We start from the raw sequence: 22352 nt of genomic DNA on the forward strand, positions 1-22352 counted from the left end.
CAAAAGCCCGCTCTGACCCGTCGCCCACCGGCTCAAGGCCAACGGAAAAACCCCCACTTAGTGGGGGTTTTTGTGGCGTGCCCGAAGAGATTCGAACTCCTGGCCTTCTGATCCGTAGTCAGACGCTCTATCCAGCTGAGCTACGGGCACATGCCTGTGGTGGTGCTTGGCGGAGAGGGCGGGATTCGAACCCGCGGTACACTTTTAAGGCGTACGAGCGTTTAGCAAACGCTTGGTTTAAGCCGCTCACCCACCTCTCCAATAGAGAGCACCAGATTGTCATGCTTGGCCCTGCTTGATGGCGAGGGGTGAGGGATTCGAACCCCCGGTGGGTTGCCCCACTACGGTTTTCAAGACCGTTGCCTTCAACCACTCGGCCAACCCCCCTTGCGGCGGGGCGCTCCCGATCTGTTCCCGGAGGAACCTTCTCAAGCGCGAAAGGAAGTATAGGCACCCTCCCGGAACTTGTCAACGCCTGCGCCGCTGCACGCCCCAGAGCAGCCCCAGCAGCGCTGCCCCCACCGCGACGGCCCGCCAGCCGGGTCCCGGCCGGGGCCACGCCACCTGGCCGCGCAGCAGGGCGGCCAGGGCCTCCTCATGCCAGGTGCGGGGCGGAGCGGTGAGCCAGGCGGGGGGCAGGGTCAGGTCGGCGTGCAGGACGCCCGTGCGGTAGCTGTTTTCCCAGGGGTGCCCGCTGCCCGCCGCCCGCTCGCGCCCGGCGGCCCGCAGGCGCTCCGGCTCGCCCTCCTCGACCCAGGGCAGCAGGGCAATGAAGCCGGGGCGCGGCTCGGTGAGGGCATAGGACCGGAACTCGGGGGCGTCCTCGGCGCGGCCGGTGATCGCGCTCTGGCCGTCGAAGGTGAGGTCCAGCAGGTTGCCGACCACCATCGGGTTGACCGCGTAGCGAATGGAGCGGCCCCCGGTGGTGGCCTGCCAGCTCGACTCCAGCCAGGCGACGGGTTGGTCGCGCACGTCGCTGGGGTCAGGCGGCAGCCCCTCCAGGTCGGTCCAGGGGGCACCGTTGGCGTCGGGTTGCAGCAGGACCGTGCAGCCCTGCGCCTCCAGCCGCGAGGTCACGTCCTCGCGGAAGGCGTCGAGGCTGATCGCCACCCCCAGGTCCCCCACGGGCGTGGGAAAGACCCGCAGTTCCTCCAGCGGCCCCGGCGTGAGGTCCACGCCCCCGGCTTCCTCGGCGGGGGTAAGGTGGACCTTGTCGGCCACGCCGATGAGGTCGCCCTGGGGGTCCAGCAGGACGGTTTCGTTGTGCAGCACGCCCGGCTCGCGGCGCACGCGCCCCTCCTCCAGCCGGAAGCGCGGCATGGGGGTAGAGCCGCAGCAGAGGTAGACCCTGTACTCGCGGGCGAGGTCACGGCAAGTTTCAAGGTACAACTGGGCATTCTCGCCGCTCAGGGCGATTTGCAGCGCCCGGATGGGCGAGACGCGCTCGCGCAGCAGGACAGGGAGGGCGCGGGGGAAGTGACGCAGGAAGAGCAGGAGCGCCGCCCGCTCGAAGGTTCCTGCCCGCACGGCCAGCGGCACCCCGCGCAGCACCAGTGGCAGCCCGTTGAGTTCGGTCAGGACGACAAGGTTGGGGCGGTCTGCGGCGAGGTGGGGCCGGGCCAGTTCCAGTTGCCCTCGCAGCCAGCCCCGGAAGGCGTCCGCGCTGACGAAATCCCCCGCACTCCAGTGCGGCTGCACGGCGAGGGCGCGGAAGTGGCGGGGTCGGGCGTCGCCGGAGGTCATACCGACCAGCGTAACGGCCCCGCGTGGAATCATGCGGCATGTCTGGCCCGCCCCCGTTCGGCCCGCCCACCGAGATCACCCCGCTGGGGGACGCCGCCCTGGTCGTGCGCTCGGCCCTCGCGCCCATGCTGCGGGCGGACCTCGCGGCGCGGCCCCTTCCCGGCGTGCGGGAGACAGTGCCCGCGCTGGACGTGCTGACCCTCCTCTACGACCCGCTCCAGGCTGGGCCGGAGGCGCTCACGGCGGCCCTGCGGGAGCGGCTGGCCGGGTTGCGGTCGGGAGAGGCGGCGCCGGGACGCCTGCACCTCCTCCCCGTCACCTTCAACGGGCCGGACCTGGGCTGGTGTGCCGAGCAGGTGGGACTGAGCGGGCCGGAGTTCATCCGGGTGCTGGAGGGGGTGACCCTCACGGTGGCCTTTCTGGGGTTCACGCCGGGGTTCGCCTTTCTGACCGGGTTGCCGCCGCAGCTTCAGATGCCCCGGCTCTCCACGCCCAGGGAGCGTGTTCCGGCGGGCAGCGTGGCGCTGGGGGGACCGTGGGCGGGCGTCTACCCGCGCCAGACGCCGGGGGGCTGGCGAATCGTGGGGCACACGGGCGTGCCGCTGTTCGACCTGGGGCGGCCCGAGCCGGTGCTGTGGGGGCCGGGGGACCGGGTGCGGTTCGTGACGGCCGATGGTTGAGGTCCCGTGACAATTGAAGTGCTGCGTCCTGGCCTCCAGACCACCGTGCAGGACGCGGGTCGGCAGGTCCTGGCGCTGGGCGTGCCGGCGGGCGGGGCGTCGGACCCCATAGCACTGAGGCTGGCGAACGCGCTGGTGGGCAACCCGGCGGGGGCGGCGGGGCTGGAGGTGACCCTGGCGGGACCATCGCTGCGCTTTCACGCGGATGCCCTCGTGACGCTGTGCGGTGCTCCCTTCACGGCCACGCTGAGCGGCCAGCCCTTTCCCCTGGGCCGGGCGGTCGCCGTGCCCGCCGGGGCGACGTTGGACGTGGGGGCGGCGACGCGGGGGCTACGGGCCGTGCTCGCGGTGAGGGGCGGGCTGGACGTGCCCGAGGTGTTCGGCAGCCGCGCGACCGACCTCAAGGCGGGCTTCGGGGGACTCTCGGGGCGGGCGCTGCGGCGGGGGGACCGGCTGGGGTGGCTGCCCCGGCCGGAGGTGCCTCCCCCGAGGGCCTTCCTCTCCCCCACCCTGGGGACGCCGACCGGGCCGGACCTCACGCTGCGGGTCCTCCCCACCCCCGAGGCGACCCCGGCGCTGCTCACGGCGCTGACCCGCCGCTCCTTCGCCGTGAGCCCGCAGGCCGACCGCATGGGCGTGCGGCTGGCCGGGGAGGTGCCCGCGCCCCACGACCCCACGCGGGTCAGCCTGCCCAACGTGCCGGGCGCGGTGCAGCTCCCGCCGGACGGACGGCCCATCCTGCTGCTGAGCGACGCGGGCACGCACGGCGGCTACCCCACCCCGCTTGTCGTGGCGGCGGTGGACCGCCCGGCGCTGGGGCAACTGCGGCCCGGTGACCGGGTGCGCTTCCGGCCCGTCACGCTGGAGGCGGCCCACGGGGCGCTGCGGGCGCGGGAACGGACCCTGCGCGGGGTGGAGGGGGCGCTGCGGTGGTGGTACAAGGAGCCATGAGTCAGACCATCACCACCGACCTCAACGCCGACTTGGGCGAGGGCAGCCCGCACGAGGCGGCGGTCATGCCCTTTGTCACCAGCGCCAACATCGCCTGTGGGGGCCACGCGGGGGACGCGGAGACGATGCGCGGCAGCCTGCGCCTCGCGGCGCGGCACGGGGTGGCGGCGGGGGCGCACCCCGGCTTTCCCGACCGCGAGGGCTTCGGGCGGCGGGAGCTGCACTTCTCGCCGGGGGAGGTGACCGCCTTCGTGCGCGAGCAGATCGAGGCGCTGAAGGTGGTGGCGGCGCGAGAGGGGGTGCGGCTGGCGCACGTCAAGCCCCACGGGATGCTCTACAACATGGCCGCCAAGGACGCGGCGCTGGCGGGCGCGATTGCGCGGGCAGCGGCGGATTCGGGCATCGGGCTGTATTTCGGGCTGGCGGGCGAGGCGTCCGTGATGCTGCGTGAGGCGGCGGCCCAGGGCCTGACCCCGGTGGGCGAGGCCTTCGCGGACCGGGGCTACGCCCCGGACGGCTCGCTGTGGCCGCGCGGTCAGGCGGGAGCGCTCCTCCCGCACGCCGAGGCCGTCGCCCAGGGCGTGCGGCTGGCGCGACAGGGCACGGTGACGGCGGTGACTGGAGAGAGGGTGCGCGTGCCCGCCCGGACCCTTTGCCTGCACGGGGACGGGGCGGAGGCGGCGGAACTGGCCCGCGACCTGCGCCGGGCGCTGGAGGGGGCGGGGGTGCGGGTGGCGGCGCCGAACGCCCACTGATATGGATTCCGGATAATCCGTTACAGCCCCTCCACTCCTCTCCGTCATCCTTGTTCGCTCTCCCTCTGCTCGCGCAACCCTCCGAGTCCGGTTGGGATTCACAATGATCCCATAACGGTTCCTCCGGAATCCGCACGACCAGTGGTGCGAACAGTTTGGCGTCCTTTTGACGTGATGCCATCAGAGAACCGCGTGTAGAACGCAACAAACCCCTCCCCCCTTGCGGGGGAGGTGGGGACTCGCGGAGCTGCTTGCAGAGGGGGGTGGACGGCAACGCCATCCCAGAGCGGTGAATTCCAGAGAGCGAGGAAACTGGCCGCGCCATTGATGACGGGCGGAAGGATGCGGTCAGGCGCCCCCCGGCATCTCGGCCAGCCGCAGGTCGTGCAGCCAGAGGTGGGCCTGGGGGGCGCAGGCTTCGGGTGGGATCTGGGCCGCCTCACGCCAGGCTTGCCGCTCGGCGGCGCGGCGCAGGTCAGCGGGCACCTCGGCCAATCGGGCGTCCAGGGCGAGCAGGGGGGGTGAGCCGTGAGGCGACCCGCCCGACTGCCGCAGCGCCCGCGCCAGCCCCAGCAAGCGGCAGGCCAGCACCCGTTGCCCCAGTGCTCCGGCGACCTCGCCCGCCTGCCCCAGGGCCAGGGCCTCGCCCCAGCGCCAGCCGCACTCCTGCCAGGCCGAGAGCTGGGCGGCCAGCAGCGGCAGGGCCTCGGCCGGGCGCCCGCACTCCAGCAGCCATGCCCCCAGCATGTGCAGGCTCAGGCCCAGCGCCCAGGGGTGCCCCAGGTCGTGGGCTTCCCCGACCCGTTCGTGCAGCGACCCGGAGGCGCGGTGCTCGCCGCGCAGCCCCCAGATTTCCAGGGCACAGACGGTGGTGCCCCAGGGGTCTCCCACCTCGCTGAACAGGTCGTGGGCACGCCGCAATCCGCACAACTGCTCGGCGGGGTCTTCGGCGGCCAGGGCATGCAGCCGGGTGCCCAGGGCGTCCTCCCAGCCGCCCCCCGGCCCCTCCGCCCCGACCGCCCGCGCCCGGCCCCACCACTCCCGGCGCTGCCCGGCGGGGAGCTTTCCGGTTCCCGCCAGCAGCGCCGCCGCCCAGGCACGGTCCCGGGCGGGCTGCGTGGGGTCGGCCCACACCTCTTCCAACCGCCGGGGGGCCTGGGGGTCGCCCTGGTCCCACCGCACGGCGGCCCAGGCGAGGGGGGCGTGGGTGGGGGCTCCGAACGCTTCCAGCCAGGCCTGGGCCTCGGCGTGGTGGCCGCGCATCAACCACCAGCCGGTCAGGGCGCGGCACAGCCGCAGGGCCGAGTCGTGCAGGGCGGGGACCTCCCGCGCTCCCGCGAGCGCTGCCCGCAGGTCGGGCTCCAGCCGCAGCAGGGTGGCCCGCGCCTCCAGCGCATGGCCCCGCTGCGTCTGCGCCGCGCAGGCAGGCAGCCGGGCGAGCAGCAACTTCAGCAGCGCCCCCACCTCGGCCCGCGTGAGGGTGTCCCCCGCTCCCTCCCCCCCCGGCCCGGCCCGCAAAAAGGCCCGCACCAGCCGGGGCAGGGCAAAGCGGCTGTGGCCTCCCGCGTCGGCGCAGCGCAGCAGGCCCGCCGCGCACAGCCGCTCCAGCGCCGGGAGCAGCGTGCCGGGGGCCTCGCCCAGCAGCAGGCCGAGTTCCTCCAAGGTGGCCTCGCCCGACAGCGCGGCGCAGGCCCGCAGCCGCGCCTGATCGGCGGGGCAGGCGGCGGCCAGGGTGCCTGCCAGCCGCTCAGCGAGGTCGGCCGGGCCGGACTCCGCCGAGCGCAGCACCTCCAGCGGGCGCTCCAAGTGCCGCAGCAGCGCCGCCGGGGTCAGCACCGCGCAGTGCGCCGCCGCCGCCTCCAGCGCCAGGGGCAGGCCGTCGAGCGCCGCGCAGAGTTCCGCGACCGCCCCCGCGTCGGGCATCAGCCCCGGCCGCACCGCCCGCGCCCGCTCCACGAAAAGGGCAGCGGCCGGGTAGGCCACGACCTCCTCCCAAGCCAGGTGCCCGGTGGCCGGGGGCGGCGTCGCCAGGGGCCGCAGCAGGTAGCGTCCCTCGCCGGGCACCTCCAGCGGCGAGCGGCGCACCGCCAGCAGCGGGCGCCCCGGCGCCGCCGCGTGCAGCTCGGCCACCACCCCGGCCGCTCCCGGCACCCCGTCGAGGTGATCGAGCACCAGCAGCCCCGGCCGCCGCCGCAGGTGGGCGCCCAGCTCGGCCAGGGTCTGCCAGCCGGGCACCCCCAGCGCCTGCGCGACCCGCGCCAACACCTCTTCCAGGCTCCCGGCACCGTGCAGGTCGGCGTAGGTCGCCCCCCCCGCGCCGGGGACGCGGTCCCATCCGGCGGCCAGGTCGCGGGCCAGCGCCGTCTTGCCCACCCCGCCCAGGCCGTGCAGGGCCACCAGCGGCGACTCGGCCAGCCGCCGGGTCAGCGCGTGCCGGTCGAGTTCGCGGCCCGCTAGGGGCCGGGACGTGGGGAGCGGGGCGGCGCTCCCGGTGCCTGCCGCCTGCGGGACCCTCAGGGCGGCGCGGGTCCCGGCCAGCCAGGTGCCCAGCGGTCCGGGACCCGCCTGCACCCCGTCAAGCAGCGGCCCGCGCCACAGCCGCCCGGCCCCGGCGAGGTCCCCCGCCGCCAGCGCCGCCTCGAAGGCCGCCACGTCGGTCCACAGGGGCGCGAGGCCCACCCGCGCCCGGTCCGCTTCCAGGACGCCCGGCAACCGCCCCCGCACCCCGCTGAGGCTCACCCGCAGGTTGTTCAGGGCCGAGGCCCGCGCCAACTCCGGCCACAGCAGCGCCGCCAGCGTGGCCCGGTCCTGCGGCCCCTCCAGCGCGAGGTAGGCCAGCAGCAGCAGCCCCTTGCCGGACAGCCGCACCTCTCCCGCCGTCCCCCGGACCTCCGGGCGACCGAGCAGGAACAGGGCGGGAGCTGGGGAAGCGTCCACCTCCCCAGCATAGGCATCTCACGCGCTCCTCATGGCCACAAGGCACGGACTGGGAGCTTCATGAAGGTGTCGTCAGACGAAGGGCGGGCCGGGGCCAGACTTCAGGGGGCCTGGCCCCCACCAGACTCGGCCGGACAGCGCTGCGCTTCCCCCTCGGCGAGGGCCAGGGTGCAGCGCCGCGCACCGTCCTCGCTGCGCAGGGTGACCGGGAGGCCGGGCGCGAAGCGGCGGTCAATCAGCACGTTGCCGTCGAGGTCGGCCGAGTAGGTCTGGCCGCCGACGGTCACGACCGCGTAGGCGGCGGGGGCGCCGTCGGCCCACTGGAAACGGACCCAGCGCCGAAGCTGGAAATTGCCGCTCCAGTCGTACAGCGACACGCCCGCCAGTCCCAGCTTGAGGGGACGCTCGCTGTCCGCGACGTTCACCTCGAAACTCAGGGAGGCGGCGTCCACCGACAGCACCACGTTGCCGCCCGCCGGAAGCCCGGTGAAGAACAGGTCGCCCCGCGCGTCGGCCCGTTGCAGGGCGCCGCCCGAAACCCGCACTGCCAGCCCCGGCACCCCGGTGCGGACCAGCAGCGCCACGCCCTCGGTGGAGACGCCGCGCAGCAGCCGCCCCCCCGTCCAGGTGACGCCGAGTTCGCCCTGCGCGGTGAAATTGCCGCTCAGGTCGGCCCCCACGGTCAGCGGCCACACCCCGGTGTTGCGGTAGCGCACGCCCCAGGGGCCAGGGCCAGACACCACGACCTCGTGGTCGCCGTACCGGGCAGAGGCCGTGCCGCGCACGCTGAGGCCCTCCCCCGCCCCGGAATCGCCGGGCGCCGCCTGCCCCGCCACCGCCCCGGCCCCCAGCACCAGCCCGCTGGGCAGGCGGTAGGTCAGCCCCAGGCCCAGCCCGTAGCCGCCCGAGGTGCGGTAGCTGCCTTGTCCCTGCACGGTCCATTCGGGAGTCAGGCGGTAGCTGCCGGTCAAGCGCACGCTGCCCTCACGGACAGCAAAGTCGTACCTCCCGGTCAGCGCGGCCTGCGCCCGCAAGTCGGCGTAGCTCAGCCCCAGCGACACGGCGGGGGCCTGAAGCGGCAAAATGGGCAGGTCCACGTCCACGACGGTGCTCACGGGTCCCAGCGGCGCGGCGTAGCCAAGCTGCACGCTGGTTGCCACGCCGTCCGCGTCGCTGCGGCTCGCCGCCACCCCCACCCGGCCCCGGCCCGGCCCCAGCGGGCCACTCAGCGAGGCCGAAGCGCTCTGGCGGTCCCGGCGCAGCTCGGTCTGGCCCTGCACGGTCAAGGCCCCGGTCAGCCCGTAGGCGCCGCTCGCCCGCACGACGGGCGCCCCATTTTCCACGCCCGCCTGCGCCTGCGCCGCGAACGCCCCCTCGCGCAACTGCACCAGGGTCCGGCTCAGGGGCACGGTCACGATGCGGGTGCCGCGCTCGTCTTGCAAAAACACCAGCAGTTCGCCCTCGGCCGCCGGAAACGGGAGGTTGCGCAGCACGAAGCGTCCGGCGGGCGCTCGGAAGCGGGCGATCTGGCGCTCGTCGTACAGCAGGGTCACGACCGACTCCAGCGGCAGGTCGAGCGTGAGTTCGGGCACCAGCGTGCCCTCCGGCGAGCGGGCCTGCACTTCCAGCCCGCTGAAGCCGCTGCCCAGGCCCCCCGGCCCGAGCTGCACCACTCCGCCCACCGTCCAGATGTCGTCCAGCACGGCCTCGGCCGAGAGAGTGCCCCCCAGGCGGATCGCCTGCGCCTCGCCCGTCAGGGTGCCGCTGGCAGTCACCTCCGCCCCGGCGCGGACGCGGCCCGTCTGCACGCTGGCGCCCAGCCCGACCAGCCCCGACAGGTCCTCGCCCGCCGGGCGCCCCAGGTCGAAGCGCCCGACCACCGAAAAGGCGGGCAGCCCTGGCAGCGGCTCGCCGAAGGTGCCCGCAAAGTCCAGTTCGCCCCCCGTCAGCAGTGAGGGGGCCGCCTGCACGGTCAGGGTGAGTTCGGCCGGGTCGTACTGCACGTCCAGCGTGCGCGAGAGCCGCACGAGCTCCTGCCCGCCGCACTCGGCGCGGGCCTCGGCGTAGTTGGTTTCGCCCGGCCGCAGCGCCGAGGCGGGCACCCACACCTCGGTTCCCACCAGCCACACGGGAAAGTCGCCCCGGTTCAGCCCTGCGATGCGGACCGACGCGACCTCGGGCTCGGCCGCGCAGGGCTGCGCCGCCGCAGGAGGCGTCGCCTGGGTCGCCTGAGCCCCGGCCGCGCCCAGCAGCAAGGCTCCGGCAAGCAGCCAGCCGCCGGGGCGGACGCGGGGCGGGCACCCGCCGCGCCCGGCCGCGCCCTCAGGGCAGTTCGGCGGTTTCACGGACGGTCCGGCCTTCCGGCGTCTGGAAGGAAAAGTTGACCCGCTTCTCGGCCCCGAAGCCGCCCAGCGGCACCCGGTACTCGTTGCCCCGGAAGATCAGGAAGCTGGGCGGCACCCCGGCCGCCTTGCGGGCCGGGTCACTTCCGGCCGTCACCTCCAGGCCGCGCAGCACGAAGCTGCGGTTGCCGGTGTTGGAGAGCACCAGCGTCAGGTCCTTGCCGTCGGGGCTGCGCACCACGCGGTAGCCGATGCGCGGCGCGGCCCCCGGCGGCACCACGTACACCGGGAGGCTGAGTTCCAGCAGGCTGTCGAGCCGGGCGCTGACCTCCTGGCCGGGAGGCAACTCGCCCTTTTCGGGGAGCACCTGCCGCACGATCACCCGGTAGGTCAGCTCGTCCGCGCCGGGGCGGCGCTGCACCGCCACCCGAATCACCTGGCTGCTGCCCGGCTGCAGCACAAAGCGGCTGGGCGAAACCAGCACGTCGCGGGTGGGCGTCAGCCGGTCTTCGCCGCCCACCCGCACCCAGCCCACGGCGCTGACCGTGAAGACGGCGGGCTGGGTGCTGACGTTGGTAAAGCGCGTCTGCCCCGAGAGCGTCTTGCTCGACTCGATCTGAAAGGAGGTCGGCGCGATGGAGAAGTTCAGCGGCTGCGCGAGCGCGGCCCCCAGACCCAGGGCCAGCGCGGTGCCCAGGACTCCCCGGCGCCTCACCGCGCCCCTCCGCCGGTCAGCACGAGGGGCGGCAGGCTGGCGGGGCCGTGCCGCACGCCCCACTGCCCGGCGTCTGCCCGCACCGGGAGGCGCAGGAGCTGGGTGCCCACGAAGCTCCGCGCCCCGGCCAGCTCCGCCGCCGCGCCGGGCAGGGTCAGGCGCAGCCCGTTGCCCAGCGTGACCTCCAGCGCCGGGCCGTTGACCGCCGCGCCCGGCCAACTCAGCCGAAAGCGCTGCGCCGCGTCCGAGCAGCGCACCTGCACCTGCAACTCGCCCTGCACGCCCTGCGCGGCACCGTAAGGGGGCAGGGAGAGCGAGGCACTCAGGGCGCAGCCTTCCGGGGTGCCGCCCGGCGCGGCCAGGGCCGACAGCGCCAGCACGGGAGACAAAAGCAGGGATAGGGGCATGGGCACTCCTTGGGCGGGGGTGGGAGACGAAGGCCGCGTGGAAGACACCGGGGACAGAGAGGGGGGCGGCTTTCACGTTCATACGGCCGGGGAGGGGCGCAAAGACCCGCCTCTACCCGCGGGGGGGCAGGGGCGGGACCTGGGTCTGGGGAGATTACTCGTCGTACTCGAAGCGGTAGACCAGGGTCTTGGCGTAGTCGCCCTTTTCCACCCCGAACTGTCCGGCGGGCGCCCGGACGTTCAGGCGCAGCACGTAGCGGTCGGGGCTGGTGTTGGTCCCGTCGCTCATGGTCATGTTGAGCCGCTCGTTGAGAATCACCCGCAGCGGCGTGGCACTGGCGTTGCCGACCTTCTGGAGGGTGGTCTCGGACTCGTTTTCGCCGGTGCCGAGTTCGCTGCCGTCGCCGCCTTCGCCGCCGCGCGTGACCCGGACAGGGGTGCCCGCCGTACAGCGGATGTTGAACACCTGGCCGCTGCCCGAGCTGGCCTGATTGGCGCGGTAGTCGAAGGTGATGGGGTCGGCGGTGTTGTTGCGGTCGAACTCGCTGTCAATGGCGTTGTTGCTGCCCGCAAAGGTGCAGACGTTGTACACACTGACAATGATGTCTTGCCCGATGTCCACGAACCGGGTGCCGCCCGACGCGCTCTGCGCCTGCACCTGACCCAAAAGCGTGCCGCCCACCACCAGCATCATGCCCAGTTTCTTCATGCGCCACTCCTTTGGCAGACAAGGCCGCTCCTCCAGAGCGCTGGACCCGCCCAGCCCTTGCTGAAGACCCTCTCTCCCGGTTCTGCCGTGCCAAAATTGTGCGAAATCTCAAAAATTAAAGTCAACTTTCCGGGCTAATGGGAACTAATGCAGGCTAATGGCCTGAGGTGCCCGGCGGGTCGGCGGCCGGACGTGAAGCCCGTCATAGCCCTGTGAGGGCTGGCACCCTACAGTCGGCCCATGACGCGTGGTGTGTGGGGAATGGTGGCAGGACTGCTGACGACGGGGCTGCTGGCGACGTCGGGAGCCCAGGCGGGCAGCGCGGCGCTGCGGGTCGAGGTGCGGACCCAGGTTCAGGAGGTCTGCGAGGTCGCGCACCTCGGGCCGGGGCGCCTGACCCTGCGCTGCACGGCGGGGGCGGCGGCTCCGCAGGAACCCCGGCTGTTGCCGGGCATGCCCGCCGCCGTGCGGGCGCTGGGGCCGCTGCGGCTCGAAGCGGTGCGCCGCGAGGCGGGTGGAGCCGAGCTGATCGACTACGTGGTGCAGCCCGCGCTCCCCGTGCGGGCCGAGGCGGAGAGCGGCGTCCGCGTCTTCTGGTTCGACTGAGCTGACTGGGCCGGGAGCTGACTGGGCCGGGAAGCCCTAGCGCCACCCCGCGCCCGGCACCGGGGGCCGCAGCGCCGCGTGCAGCTCGGCGGCGTAGCGGTCGGTCATGCCGGAGACGTAGTCGCACACAGCGCGGGGGAGTCCGCCTTCCTCGGCGCGGGCACGCACGCTGGGAGGCAGCATGGAGGGCCGCGAGAGCAGCGCGGTGAACAGGCCCGTCAGCAGCCGGGTGCCCTGCTCGACCTGCATCTCCACCCGCCAGTGGCGGTAGAGCCGCGAGCGCAGGAAGTCGCCCGTCTCGCGCAGGCGCACACGCATCTCGGGGCTGTAGGTGACCAATCGCTCCGGCAAGGCCCGCACCGCCTCCGGGGTCCGCACGCCGCTCTCCACGATGGCCGCGTGGGTCGCCCGCGTCAGGTCGTCGATCAGCCAGCCCAGCAACTCGCGGTGCAGGGTGCGGCGGTCGCGCTCGGTGAGGGAGGGGGAAGCGGGGGGCACCCGCGAGAGCAGCTCGGCCCAGAGGGGCAGTTCGGTCAGGTCCTCCGGGGTCAGCAGGCCGCTGCGCAGGCCGTCGTCGAGGTCGTGGGCGGTGTAGGCGAGCGCGTCGGCAGCGTCCACGAGCTGCGCTTCCAGGCTGGGTGGCCCCAGTCCTGCCCGGCGGTGCTTGTTCAGGCCGTCGAGGGTGTCGCGGGTGAGGTTCAGGCCCCGGAAGTCCGGGTAGCGGTCTTCCAGCACGGTCACGATGCGGCAGGCCTGAGAGTTGTGGTCAAACGTGTTGTTGGGAGCGGCTCCGTGCTCCTCCATCAGCGCGTTCAGCGCCCGCTCGCCCGCGTGTCCGAAGGGAGGGTGCCCGAGGTCGTGCGCGAGGGCGATGGCTTCTGCCAGCGTCTCGTTGAGTCCCAGGGTGAGGGCCACCGAGCGGGCGACCTGTGAGACCTCCAGCGTGTGGGTCAGCCGGGTGCGGTAGTGGTCCCCCTGCCCGCCGCTGAGCGACACGTTGACGAACACCTGCGTCTTGTACTCCAGCCGCCGGAAGGCCGTCGTGTGCAGGATGCGGTCGCGGTCTTTTTGAAAAGCGGTCCGCGTTCCGCTCTCGGGCTCGGGAAAGGCGCGGCCCCGCGCGGCGCGGCTGAGGGTGGCGTACGGCGCGAGGCCCGCCGCCTCGCGGGCCTCCAGGTCGGCGCGGGTGAACATGGGGGGATTGTGGCAGAGCGGACGGGGCAGGGTGCGGCCCCGCGCCTGCCCGGACGGTGGGGCCGGGCACGGTTACCGTCCGGCATACTGGGGAGCGAGCCGGGAGCCTTGCCTGGCCCGCCCCACCGGGACCATCCCCATGACCATCTTCCTTTTTTCCAGACGGCTGCCGCGCCCGCCCGGACGCGGGGCCTCATGCCGGGCGCGGGCGGCCGTGCGGCGGGCCGGGCCGTGACCGACGCCCTGGCGTCCTCCTTCGCGACGTGGCTGCTGGGCTCGGCGCTCGCCGCGCTGCTCACGGCGCGGTTCGCGTGGCGGCGGCGCCGGGCGCCGGGGGCCATCCCCCTGACCCTGCTGCTGCTCGCGCTGGCGGTGTGGACCCTGACCTACGCCCTGCACTGGTTGGCCGCGCCGCCCGGCCCGGTCTTCTGGCTGGACGCCACCTTTTTCGGGGTGGTGGCGGTACCCGCCCTCGTGTGGCGGCTCACGCGCGAGTTCACCCAGCCGGGCCGCCCGATGACGCGGCTGGCCTGGGCCTCGCTGCTCGCGGTGCCGGGGCTCACCTGGGGGCTGCTGCTGCTCGGCGACCCCGGCGGGCTGCTGTTTGGCAGCGGCGCGGCGCAAGACCTCCACACCCGGCTGGCCGGGGGGCCGTGGTTCCGGGTGGTGGTGCTGCACAGCTACGCGCTCGTGGGGTTGAGTGCGCTGGCCCTGGGGCAATTCTGGCTGCGGGCGTCGGGCGTCTACCGGTGGCAGGCCGGGGTGCTGCTCGCGGGGCTGTGCGTGCCGTGGGGGGTCAATTTCGTGAGCGTGCTGGGAGAGCGGCCCTCCCCGGACTTCGACCTCACCCCCATGCTGTTTATGGCGACGGCGCTGGTCTTCCTGTGGGGGCTGCTGGGATTCCGGCTGTTTGATCTCGTGCCGGTGGCGCGGCACCTGCTCGTCGAACAGATGGGCGAGGGCGTGGTAGTGCTCGACGCGCAGGAGCGGGTGGTGGACCTCAATGCCGCCGCTCGGCGGCTGGCGGATCCCACGCGGCGCTCGCCCATCGGGCGCCCGGCCGCCGAGGTCTTCGAGCACTGGAGTGTGGCGCTCGCTTCACGCGGCGGGCTGGACGAGGGCGACACCGAGCTGACCGTGGACGGCCGCGCCCTGGAGGTGCGCGTCTCGCACCTGCGCGACTGGCGGGGCCACTCGCAGGGGCAGGTCATCGTGTGGCGCGACGTGACCCGGCAGCGGCGGGCCGAGGCCGCGCTGCGTCAGGCGCACGAGCAGCTTCAGGTGCGCCTCGCCGAGATCGAACGCCTGCAAGCCGAGCTGCGCGAGCAGAGCGTGCGGGACCCCCTCACCGGGCTGCACAACCGCCGTTACCTCAGCGGGGCGCTCGAAGCCTTGCGGGGGCAGCCGTTCAGCGTGGTGCTGCTGGACATCGACCATTTCAAGGGCGTCAACGATTCGCTCGGGCACGCGGGTGGCGACGCGGTGCTGCGGGCGGTGGCGGGCCACCTCGCGGGGGCCGCGCAGATCGGCGAAACGGTCTGCCGCTACGGGGGCGAGGAATTCGTGGTGCTGCTGCCGGGCAGGGGGACCGACGCCGCCCTCGCGTGGGCGGAAGACTGGCGGCAGGCGATCGCGTCACGGGGAGTCGCGGTGGACGGCGAGCGGGTGCCCGTCACCTTGTCCCTGGGAATCGCCGCGGCGCCTGAGCACGGCACCGACCCCGACCGGGTGCTGCTCGCCGCCGACGGAGCGCTGTACGCCGCCAAGGAGGGCGGCCGCAACCAGTGCCGGGTGGCCCCCGCTCCCGCCCCGGAGGGCACATCCCCGGAGGCGCCTGCTCTAGAGTGCCCCCCATGAACGAGGGTGCGGCGGGGAGCGCGGACACGCAGGTCATCTACGACGGGCGCGTCGTGCGGCTGGAACGGCTGCAGGGCAAGTGGGAGGTCGTCCGGCACGCCGACGCGGTGGCGGTGCTGGCGCTGAGCGACGCCGGGGAGATGCTGCTGGTGCGCCAGCCCCGGCGGGCCATCGGCGGGGTGACGCTGGAAGCCCCGGCGGGCCTGATCGACGAGGGCGAGACCCCCGAGCAGGCCGCCCGCCGCGAGCTTCAGGAAGAGGTGGGACTGGATGGCGAGATGACCCTGCTGACCCGCTTCTATTCCAGCCCCGGCTTCTGCGACGAGTTGCTGTACGTGTTCGCCGCTGAGAACCTGCGCGAGAGCCGCCTCCCCCACGACGAGGACGAGGAGATCGAGGTCGTGTGGATGCCGCCGCAGGAGGTGCTGGATGGCCTGCGGGACGGCACCCTGCACGGCAGCGCGAGCACGGTGGCGGCGGCCCTCTACGGCCTTCAGCGCCTCGCGGAGCGGCGCCCATGAAAACCTACGTGTCCCCCACCGGGCGCCCCGACACCGAGACGGTGGTGGCGGTCGGCTCCTTTGACGGGGTGCATCTGGGGCACCAGGCGCTGCTCGCGCAGCTCAAGGAGCGGGGGCGGGTGCACCGGGTCCCCACGGTGGTCTACACCTTCGATCCCCCCACCCGCGTGTTGACCCAGGGGGTCGAGTTCCTGTCCACCCTGCCCGAGAAGCTGGCACTGCTGGCCCGCTACGGCATCGACGAGACCATCGCCGTGCCCTTTACCCGCGAGTTCGCCGCCCGGCCCAAGGAGGCCTTTCTGGAAGACCTGCGGGCGCTGCGGCCCCGCGCGGTCGTGGTGGGCGAGGACTTCCACTTCGGGCGTGGGCGGGCGGGGGGCGTGGACGACCTGCGCGGCGTGACCCGCGACGTGGTGACGGTGCCCATGCACCAGCTCGGCGGCGAGGACATCAAGAGCACCCGCATCCGCGAGTATCTGCGCGGGGGCGACGTGGAGGGTGCCCGCCGCCTGCTGGGCCGCCACTACGACGCGCAGGGGGTGGTGGTCCCCGGCGACAAACTCGGCCGCCAGCTCGGCTGGCCCACCGCCAACATTCAGGTGCCGGAGGGCAAGGCTCTCCCCCTGGGCGTCTACGCGGTCGTCGCCATCACCGAGCGCGGGCCAGGCAATCAGCAGCGCCACCACGGGGTGGCCAACGTCGGCTTCCGGCCCACCGTGAACGGGACCGAGCGCCGCTTCGAGGTGCATTTTCTCGATTTCGAGGGGGACCTCTACGGCGAGGAGGTGGGCGTCAAGTTCTTCGCCCGCCTGCGTGGGGAACAGAAGTTCAGCGGCCTGGACGAGCTGAAGGCGCAGATTGGGCGGGACGCGCAGGCGGCGCGGGAGGCGCTGCGGGACGTGGAGTAGCCCAGGAGAGGGCATCTGCCGTCTGGCCCAGCTTTAGCCTGGACCCATGACCAGCCTTCCCGCCGCCCTCGACCTCGGCTACTCCTTTTGCCCCAACGACACCTTCATCTTCTACGCCCTGCACGCGGGGCGGGTGCCCGCCCCGCTGCCGGTGCAGGAGCGGCTCGAAGACGTGCAAACCCTCAACGAGTGGGCGCGGGAGGGCCGCCTCCCCGTCACCAAGATCAGCTACCGCGCCTACTTCGAGGTGATGGACCGCTACGTCGCCCTGCGCTCGGGCGGGGCGCTGGGGCGGGGCGTGGGGCCGCTGGTGGTGGCGCGGGAGGAACTGGGGGACCTCAACGGCAGGCGGGTCGCCTCGCCGGGCAACCTCACGACCGCCGACCTGCTGCTGCGGCTGGCCTACCCGGAGGTGCAGCTCACGCCGATGCGCTACGACGAGGTCATGCCCGCCGTGGCGCGGGGTGAGTACGACGCGGGCCTGATCATCCACGAGTCGCGCTTCACCTATCAGGACCATGGGCTGGTCAAGTTGATGGACCTCGGCGCGTGGTGGGAGGGCGAGACGGGGCTGCCCCTCCCGCTGGGGGCGATTCTGGTGCGGCGCGACCTGCCGCCAGGGGTGCAGCGCGGCCTGAATGCGGCGGTGCGGGAGAGTCTGGAGTACGCCTACGCGCACCCCGCCGAGCCCAAGGCCTACATTCGGCAGCACGCGCTGGAGATGAGCGACGAGGTGATGCAGGCGCACATCGACCTGTATGTGAACGACTTTTCGCGCGACGTGGGCGAGGAAGGCGAGTGGGCCGTGCGCGAGTTGTACCGCCGGGCGGTGGCGGTGGGGGCGGCGCGGCCCTCGAACCTTCCCCTTTTCGTGCAGGAATGAGGGCCGCCCGCCCGGCGTTTAGGCGACGCTACGCCCCCTCTCAGAAGGTGTGCTGAGAGAGGATTCCCACGTCTGCCCGCATGTGACCTTGGTGAGCGGAGGACACCCATGCACAAGCCCATGCTCGCTGCCCTGACGGTCGCGCTCGGTACCCTGGGGGCGGCCCTGGCCCAGGGCTCGGCCTCGCCCACCGGCCCCGGCCCCGCCCAGACGACCATCCCCACCCCGCGCCCGCTGCCCGCCCCCGAGCCGCCCGTTACCGTGACGGCCACCCGCAACGAGCCCCGCGCCCTGGGCTTCACACCCGACAAGCTCGCCCGGCTGAAGGTTCCGGCGGGCTTCCAGATCAAGGTGATGGCGACGAACCTCGGCAACGCGCGGATGATGCACGTGATGCCCGACGGCGGGATTTACCTCACCCGGCGCCAGCAGAACGACATCTGGTACCTCAAGGACGTCAACAAGGACGGCCTCTTCGACGCGGGCGAGCGCCGCATGGTCGCGCAGAACCTCAAGCTGGTGCACGGGCTGGACGTGAAGGGCGGCAAGCTCTACGCGGTGGGCGAGAAGACCATCTGGGTGATGGACATGAGCCGTGACGGGGGCCTCAGCGTGCCGCGCGTCTTCGCGGACGGCTTCCCCGACGCCGGGCAGCACCCCGCCCGCAGCCTGAAGTGGGGGCCGGACGGCTACCTCTACGCCTCCTTCGGCTCCACCAACAACGATTCCCCAACCCAGAACCCCGAGGAGGCGACCATCCTGCGCATTCGCCCCGACGGGCAGTGGCGCGAGGTGTACGCGCGGGGGCTGCGCCACACCGTCGGCTTCGGGTGGCACCCGGTCACGGGGACGATGTACGGCCTGGACATGAGCATGGACTGGCACGGCGACGACCTCCCACCCGAGGAGCTGAACGTGATCCAGCGCGGGCGCAACTACGGCTGGCCCTTCTGCTACGCCGACCGCCGCCCCGACCCCTACACCAACTCCAGCCAGATTCCCGGCAAGATCACCAAGGCCGAGTACTGCGACCTGACCCAGGGCAGCCTGCTGACGTACACGGCGCACGCCTCGCCCATCGCCCTGAACTTCTACACGGCGACCCAGTTCCCCGCCGAGTACCGCAATGACGCCTTCGTCGCCTTCCGGGGCTCGTGGAACCGCTCGGCGCCCAGTGGCTATGAGATCGGCCGCATCAACTTCGACGCGCAGAACCGGCCCACCGCCATTCAGCCCTTCGTGACGGGCTTCGTGTATCAGGAAGGCGGCGAGTGGAAGCAGTTCGGGCGCGTGGCGGGTGTGGCGACCTACACCGACGGCAGCCTGCTCTTTACCGATGACCAAAGCGGCGTGATCTACCGCGTGCTGTACACGGGAGGCCAGTGATGAAGCTTCAGACCAAGCGGTATTTCGCTCTGGGTGCCCTCGCGCTGGGTGCGGCGGTGGCGGGCGGGGCCGGTGCCCCCATGACGATGGCCCCGGCCAGCACGCCCTTGAGCGCGACGGCGGTCATGCGTGATCCCGCCGGGCAAGCGCTGGGGACCGCCCGCTTTGTCCAGCAGGGGATGGGCGTGCAGGTCACGGTGGAGGTGCGCGGCCTGACGCCCGGCCAGCACGGCATGCACGTCCACGAGTACGGGCGCTGCACCCCCGGCGTGGACGAGGCCACGAACACCATCGTGCCCTTCGGCGGGGCAGGCGGGCACTTTGACCCCGGCATGAGCAAGAACCACGACGACCCGCAGGCCCCCAACAAGTACGGGCACGGCGGCGACGCCCCCATGCTGAATGTGGGCGCCGACGGGGTGGGCCGCGCGAGCTTCACGACCGGAAAGTTCAGCCTGACCGGGATGAACGGGGCGCTGAACCGCACCCTGGTCATCCACGCCCGCCCCGACGACTACAAGTCCGACCCGGCGGGCATGTCGGGCGCCCGCGAGCGCTGCGGCGTGATCACGCGCGACACCTTCACGGCGACCGACTACACCCTCCCCGGCGCTCAGGACTTCCCGGAAGGCGTGGCTTACGATGCCCGCCGGGGCGTGATCTACACCGGCAGCGCCGTGAACGGCACCATCTACGCGATCAACGCCGCGACCGGTGTGGTCAGCAAGTTCCAGGAAGGCGGGGCGCTGGGGCGTCAGGCCGCGCTGGGGCTGAAGGTGGACACGCAGGGCCGCCTGTGGATCGCGGGCGGAGCGCAGGGCACGGTGAGCATCCTGACGCCCGACGGCATGACCCTGAAGGTGCTGGAGACGCCCAAGTCGCCCAACCCCTATATCAACGACCTCACGCCCGCCCCTGACGGCAACGTGTACGTCACCGACTCCAACCGCCCGGTGATTTTCCGGGTGGACCGCAACCTGAACCTGACGGCGTGGCTGAATCTCGCCGGGACGCCCATCAAGTACGGCCCCGGCGTGAACCTTAACGGCCTCGTGCCCACCCCCGACGGGCGGGCGTTGCTGGCGGTGCAGACGAACACGGGTGAGCTGTGGCGCATCGACCTGCGGACGAAGGCCGTGCGCCGGGTGATGACGGGCCTGACCAACGGCGACGGCCTGCTGCTCGACGGCCGCACCCTCTACATCACCCGCAACAAGGATCAGGTTGTGAGCAAGGTCAGCCTCTCGGCCGACTACGGGACGGGCCAACTCGTCGCAGAGGAACCCCTGCGCGGCCTGCGCTTCCCGGCGACGCTGGCGATGGTCGGGAATGACCTCGTGGTGACGCAGGCGCAACTGGACCGCAACATGGCGGGGATTCCGCCGGAGACGCCCTTCCGGTTGACGCGCTTCGGCAAGTTCTGAACGCGGTGGGGATTGTGGGGAGGCCAGCGGGTTTCCCCCTTTCCTTTGTAAGACTCCCGACGCACTTCCCCTCCTACCCTGGCGGGCGTGACCCAGCCTCCCCCCGAAGCGCCCGCCCCTGCCCTGGAGGTGCGCGGCCTCCACAAGCGGTACGGACGCCACAGCGTCCTGCACGACATCGACCTCGCGGTGACTCCCGGCGAGGTCTACGCGCTGACTGGCCCCAACGGCGCGGGCAAAAGCACCCTGATTCGCACGGTGACCGGGCTGGCTTTTCCGACCTCGGGGACGGTGCGGCTGTGCGGGCGCGACGTGCACCACGACGGCCCCCGCGCCCGCGCCGCGTTGGGAGCGGTGGTGGAGGCCCCCGCCCGCTTCCACCCCGAGTTCACCGGGACCCAGAACCTGCGGATGCACGCGGGCCTCGCGGCGATGGCCCCGGGAGCCGAGCGGGTGGGCACGGGCCGCATCCGCGAGGTGCTCGCGCTGCTGGAACTTACCCGCATGGCGGACCGCCGGGTCGGAGAGTACTCGCTGGGGCAGCGGCAACGGCTGGGGGTGGCGAGCGCGATTCTGGCGCGGCCCCGTGTCCTGATTCTGGACGAGCCGACGAGCGGGCTGGACGCGCTGGGCATCGGCCTGATCCACCGCATCGTGACCGATCTGGCGGGGGACGGCTGCGCGGTGCTGCTTAGCACCCACCACCTGCGCGAGATTGCCACCTACGCGCATCGGGTCGGCATCCTGACGGGTGGGCGGATGGTGGACACGGTGGACCTGCGCTCAAGGCAGGCGGCCTACCGCTTCCGGGTGGGTGACCCGGCTGGGGCCGCCGAGTGGCTGCGGCGCCTCCCCTTCGTGAGCGGGGTGGGTACCCGCACGCCCTACGCGCTGGCGCACCTCGGGGACGAGGCGCGGGTGCCCGACGCGCTCGCGCACCTCAGCCAGGGCGGATTCCGGGTGCTGGAGGCTGCCCCCGACCACTTCGACCTCTACGAGTACTACCGCGAACGGGTGGAGGTGGCGGTATGACCCTCTTCGCGCTGGAACTCCGGAAATTACTGCGGCGGCGCAGCGCCCAGTTGGGGCTGCTGGTGTGCTTCCTGCTGCCGCTGCTGTGGCCCTGGGCGCCCCGCGTGGAGGCCCTCTTCGGGGTGGAGCTGGTGAGTGGGTGGCAGCTTCCGGCGGTCAGCCTGGGCGTGCTGGTGCAGTTTCTGCTGCCCCTCTTCATCGCCGTGACGTGCGCGGAACTCATCGGGTCGGAGGTCAGCGGGGGCACGCTCGCGCCGCTGCTGCTGCGGCCGGTCAACCGCACGCGCGTGCTGACGGGCAAGCTGCTCGTCGCGCTGCTGTACCCGCTGCTGCTGGTGCTGGCGACGGTGGCGGGGTCGCTGCTCGCGGGCCTGTTCTTGGGGCTGGGGCCGTTTACCGGGGGGACCGGGCTGGGGCCGGGGTTTTTTCAGGGCGTCGGTGTACTCACGCCGGGGCAAGCGCTGGGGCAGGTGCTCCGCGCCTCGCTCCTGGCCGCGATCATGCTGCTGCCCGTCGCCAGCCTCGCGGTGCTGTTCGGGGTGCTGTACCTCAACACCGCCGCCGCCGCGCTCGCGACGCTGGCGAGCCTGAACATCCTGCGCCTGTTCGCCGTCTTTCCCGAGTGGGTGCAGCGGCTGCTCCCGACCACCCACTTCGACCTGTACGCCCGTCAGACGGACGTGGCCTCGGGGCTGATCCTGCTGCTGATCTACACCGTGGGCTTCGGGGTGCTGGCGGCGCTGGCCTTCGAGCGGCGGGACGTGTAAGGCACAACGAACGGAGCGGGGGAGCCAGTGCCGACCGGCTCCCCCGCTCCATTCGGCTTTATCCCACGCTCTTGACGGTGTACCGGAGCTGCCGCTCGCCCTGCGTGACCTCGAAGCTCTCCCCCACCCGGCGGCCCATCAGGGCCTGCCCGACCGGGCTGTCCTCGCTGACCTGGGTGGCCCCTTCCGCGAGGGCATCGACCTCGACCGCGCTCACGAGGCGAACCTCCATCTCCCGGTCACGCTCGTCGTCGCGCAGGACGACCAGGGATCCCAGGGTGATCTGGCCATCCTGCTCCGGCGTGCCCTCCACGATCACGGCGCGGGCCAGCACGTCCTCGAGTTCCAGAATCCGGGCCTCCATGCTGGGAAGGTCGATCTGGGCGGTTTCGAGGTTGCGGTCTTCAAGGTCCATCGCGTCGTCGCGGGTGGCGGCGATCTGGGCGATGGCGTCGTCGCGCCGCTGCCGTTCCTTGTCGAGCGTGTCCTGAAGGCGCTGGTAGCCTTCCGCCGTCATCTGCACTTCTTCTGCCAT

General features: G+C 72.7%; 20 protein-coding genes and 3 tRNA genes. 12 read left to right on the top strand and 11 right to left on the bottom strand.

Annotated elements, in window-relative coordinates; genetic code table 11:
- Positions 1-73: 73 nt before the first annotated feature.
- From L1280_RS09705 to L1280_RS09720, 4 genes are all read right to left on the bottom strand, one after another.
- Positions 74-150 (bottom strand) — tRNA-Arg (locus L1280_RS09705).
- 17 nt (positions 151-167) lie between these two features.
- A tRNA-Ser gene (locus L1280_RS09710) sits at positions 168-260 on the bottom strand.
- A 39-nt stretch (positions 261-299) separates the two neighbouring features.
- Positions 300-387, bottom strand: a tRNA-Ser gene (locus L1280_RS09715).
- Between the two features lie 81 nt (positions 388-468).
- Entirely contained in the window at positions 469-1743 is a 1275-nt protein-coding gene (locus tag L1280_RS09720; RefSeq protein WP_253581983.1) for a nitrilase-related carbon-nitrogen hydrolase, read from the bottom strand.
- Positions 1744-1781: 38 nt separating this feature from the next.
- Here L1280_RS09720 and L1280_RS09725 point away from each other — a divergent pair, with 38 nt between their 5' ends.
- Genes L1280_RS09725 through pxpA form a run of 3 tightly spaced genes read left to right on the top strand, consistent with a single transcriptional unit; the run spans position 1782 to position 4129 of the window.
- Positions 1782-2423, top strand: a complete 642-nt coding sequence (locus L1280_RS09725) for an allophanate hydrolase subunit 1 (RefSeq protein ID WP_253581984.1) — start codon at positions 1782-1784, stop codon at positions 2421-2423.
- A gap of 6 nt (positions 2424-2429) precedes the next feature.
- Positions 2430-3374: a biotin-dependent carboxyltransferase family protein gene (locus L1280_RS09730; RefSeq protein ID WP_253581987.1), complete on the top strand. Its 945-nt coding sequence runs from the start codon at positions 2430-2432 to the stop codon at positions 3372-3374.
- Positions 3371-4129, top strand: a complete 759-nt coding sequence (gene pxpA / locus L1280_RS09735) for a 5-oxoprolinase subunit PxpA (protein WP_253581988.1) — start codon at positions 3371-3373, stop codon at positions 4127-4129. Before L1280_RS09730 ends, pxpA begins: the two co-directional genes overlap by 4 nt.
- A gap of 348 nt (positions 4130-4477) precedes the next feature.
- Here the strand turns inward: pxpA and L1280_RS15755 are convergent, their stop codons facing one another.
- The 5 genes from L1280_RS15755 to L1280_RS09760 form a co-directional block, all read right to left on the bottom strand.
- Positions 4478-7066 carry a hypothetical protein gene (locus tag L1280_RS15755; RefSeq protein WP_371922904.1) on the bottom strand — a complete coding sequence of 863 codons (2589 nt, stop codon included), beginning with the start codon at positions 7064-7066 and terminating at the stop codon, positions 4478-4480.
- Between the two features lie 101 nt (positions 7067-7167).
- Positions 7168-9411, bottom strand: coding sequence for a hypothetical protein (locus tag L1280_RS09745; protein WP_253581990.1), 2244 nt, complete (start codon positions 9409-9411; stop codon positions 7168-7170).
- Positions 9389-10123, bottom strand: coding sequence for a fimbria/pilus periplasmic chaperone (locus L1280_RS09750; protein WP_253581992.1), 735 nt, complete (start codon positions 10121-10123; stop codon positions 9389-9391). The genes L1280_RS09745 and L1280_RS09750 overlap by 23 nt, the downstream gene beginning before the upstream one ends.
- A complete protein-coding gene (locus L1280_RS09755) occupies positions 10120-10530 on the bottom strand; it encodes a hypothetical protein (protein WP_253581994.1) in 411 nt (136 codons plus the stop codon). Before L1280_RS09755 ends, L1280_RS09750 begins: the two co-directional genes overlap by 4 nt.
- Positions 10531-10684: 154 nt before the next feature.
- Complete coding sequence (locus L1280_RS09760; RefSeq protein WP_253581995.1) at positions 10685-11239, bottom strand: hypothetical protein; 555 nt, start codon at positions 11237-11239, stop codon at positions 10685-10687.
- A gap of 240 nt (positions 11240-11479) precedes the next feature.
- Here L1280_RS09760 and L1280_RS09765 point away from each other — a divergent pair, with 240 nt between their 5' ends.
- Positions 11480-11845 carry a hypothetical protein gene (locus L1280_RS09765; protein ID WP_253581996.1) on the top strand — a complete coding sequence of 122 codons (366 nt, stop codon included), beginning with the start codon at positions 11480-11482 and terminating at the stop codon, positions 11843-11845.
- Positions 11846-11881: 36 nt separating this feature from the next.
- On the opposite strand, the gene dgt is transcribed toward L1280_RS09765, so the two are convergent.
- Positions 11882-13039 (bottom strand): dGTP triphosphohydrolase, encoded by a 1158-nt coding sequence (gene dgt, locus L1280_RS09770; RefSeq protein ID WP_253581998.1) that lies wholly within the window; start codon positions 13037-13039, stop codon positions 11882-11884.
- A gap of 231 nt (positions 13040-13270) precedes the next feature.
- Here dgt and L1280_RS09775 point away from each other — a divergent pair, with 231 nt between their 5' ends.
- The 8 genes from L1280_RS09775 to L1280_RS09810 all read left to right on the top strand — a co-directional run bounded on the left by L1280_RS09775 (position 13271) and on the right by L1280_RS09810 (position 21817).
- The gene (locus L1280_RS09775) at positions 13271-14896 is read left to right on the top strand and encodes a histidine kinase N-terminal 7TM domain-containing protein (RefSeq protein WP_253582000.1); all 1626 of its coding nucleotides are present in this window, start codon (positions 13271-13273) and stop codon (positions 14894-14896) included.
- Positions 14893-15417 carry an NUDIX domain-containing protein gene (locus L1280_RS09780; RefSeq protein ID WP_253582002.1) on the top strand — a complete coding sequence of 175 codons (525 nt, stop codon included), beginning with the start codon at positions 14893-14895 and terminating at the stop codon, positions 15415-15417. Before L1280_RS09775 ends, L1280_RS09780 begins: the two co-directional genes overlap by 4 nt.
- Positions 15414-16325, top strand: a complete 912-nt coding sequence (locus L1280_RS09785) for a bifunctional riboflavin kinase/FAD synthetase (RefSeq protein WP_253582003.1) — start codon at positions 15414-15416, stop codon at positions 16323-16325. Before L1280_RS09780 ends, L1280_RS09785 begins: the two co-directional genes overlap by 4 nt.
- A 46-nt stretch (positions 16326-16371) precedes the next feature.
- Positions 16372-17208 carry a 1,4-dihydroxy-6-naphthoate synthase gene (locus L1280_RS09790; protein ID WP_253582004.1) on the top strand — a complete coding sequence of 279 codons (837 nt, stop codon included), beginning with the start codon at positions 16372-16374 and terminating at the stop codon, positions 17206-17208.
- Between the two features lie 108 nt (positions 17209-17316).
- Positions 17317-18594, top strand: coding sequence for a sorbosone dehydrogenase family protein (locus L1280_RS09795; RefSeq protein WP_253582006.1), 1278 nt, complete (start codon positions 17317-17319; stop codon positions 18592-18594).
- Positions 18594-20018: a superoxide dismutase family protein gene (locus tag L1280_RS09800; RefSeq protein ID WP_253582007.1), complete on the top strand. Its 1425-nt coding sequence runs from the start codon at positions 18594-18596 to the stop codon at positions 20016-20018. The genes L1280_RS09795 and L1280_RS09800 overlap by 1 nt, the downstream gene beginning before the upstream one ends.
- 87 nt (positions 20019-20105) lie before the next feature.
- Entirely contained in the window at positions 20106-21050 is a 945-nt protein-coding gene (locus L1280_RS09805; RefSeq protein ID WP_253582009.1) for an ATP-binding cassette domain-containing protein, read from the top strand.
- Entirely contained in the window at positions 21047-21817 is a 771-nt protein-coding gene (locus L1280_RS09810) for an ABC transporter permease (protein WP_253582010.1), read from the top strand. Before L1280_RS09805 ends, L1280_RS09810 begins: the two co-directional genes overlap by 4 nt.
- Before the next feature lie 58 nt (positions 21818-21875).
- On the opposite strand, the gene L1280_RS09815 is transcribed toward L1280_RS09810, so the two are convergent.
- A complete protein-coding gene (locus L1280_RS09815; RefSeq protein WP_253582012.1) occupies positions 21876-22352 on the bottom strand; it encodes a GreA/GreB family elongation factor in 477 nt (158 codons plus the stop codon).

Source organism: Deinococcus sp. HSC-46F16 (assembly GCF_024171495.1).
Lineage (GTDB): Bacteria > Deinococcota > Deinococci > Deinococcales > Deinococcaceae > Deinococcus.

Bases quoted from the DNA above. Each gene is read 5' to 3' on its own strand.
- L1280_RS09755 (WP_253581994.1), bottom strand. From the start codon at position 10,530: ATGCCCCTATCCCTGCTTTTGTCTCCCGTGCTGGCGCTGTCGGCCCTG.
- L1280_RS09800 (WP_253582007.1), top strand. From the start codon at position 18,594: ATGAAGCTTCAGACCAAGCGGTATTTCGCTCTGGGTGCCCTCGCGCTG.
- L1280_RS09720 (WP_253581983.1), bottom strand. From the start codon at position 1,743: ATGACCTCCGGCGACGCCCGACCCCGCCACTTCCGCGCCCTCGCCGTG.
- L1280_RS09815 (WP_253582012.1), bottom strand. From the start codon at position 22,352: ATGGCAGAAGAAGTGCAGATGACGGCGGAAGGCTACCAGCGCCTTCAG.
- pxpA (WP_253581988.1), top strand. From the start codon at position 3,371: ATGAGTCAGACCATCACCACCGACCTCAACGCCGACTTGGGCGAGGGC.
- L1280_RS09760 (WP_253581995.1), bottom strand. From the start codon at position 11,239: ATGAAGAAACTGGGCATGATGCTGGTGGTGGGCGGCACGCTTTTGGGT.
- L1280_RS09790 (WP_253582004.1), top strand. From the start codon at position 16,372: ATGACCAGCCTTCCCGCCGCCCTCGACCTCGGCTACTCCTTTTGCCCC.
- L1280_RS09725 (WP_253581984.1), top strand. From the start codon at position 1,782: ATGTCTGGCCCGCCCCCGTTCGGCCCGCCCACCGAGATCACCCCGCTG.
- L1280_RS09785 (WP_253582003.1), top strand. From the start codon at position 15,414: ATGAAAACCTACGTGTCCCCCACCGGGCGCCCCGACACCGAGACGGTG.
- L1280_RS09810 (WP_253582010.1), top strand. From the start codon at position 21,047: ATGACCCTCTTCGCGCTGGAACTCCGGAAATTACTGCGGCGGCGCAGC.
- L1280_RS09795 (WP_253582006.1), top strand. From the start codon at position 17,317: ATGCACAAGCCCATGCTCGCTGCCCTGACGGTCGCGCTCGGTACCCTG.
- L1280_RS09765 (WP_253581996.1), top strand. From the start codon at position 11,480: ATGACGCGTGGTGTGTGGGGAATGGTGGCAGGACTGCTGACGACGGGG.
- L1280_RS09780 (WP_253582002.1), top strand. From the start codon at position 14,893: ATGAACGAGGGTGCGGCGGGGAGCGCGGACACGCAGGTCATCTACGAC.
- dgt (WP_253581998.1), bottom strand. From the start codon at position 13,039: ATGTTCACCCGCGCCGACCTGGAGGCCCGCGAGGCGGCGGGCCTCGCG.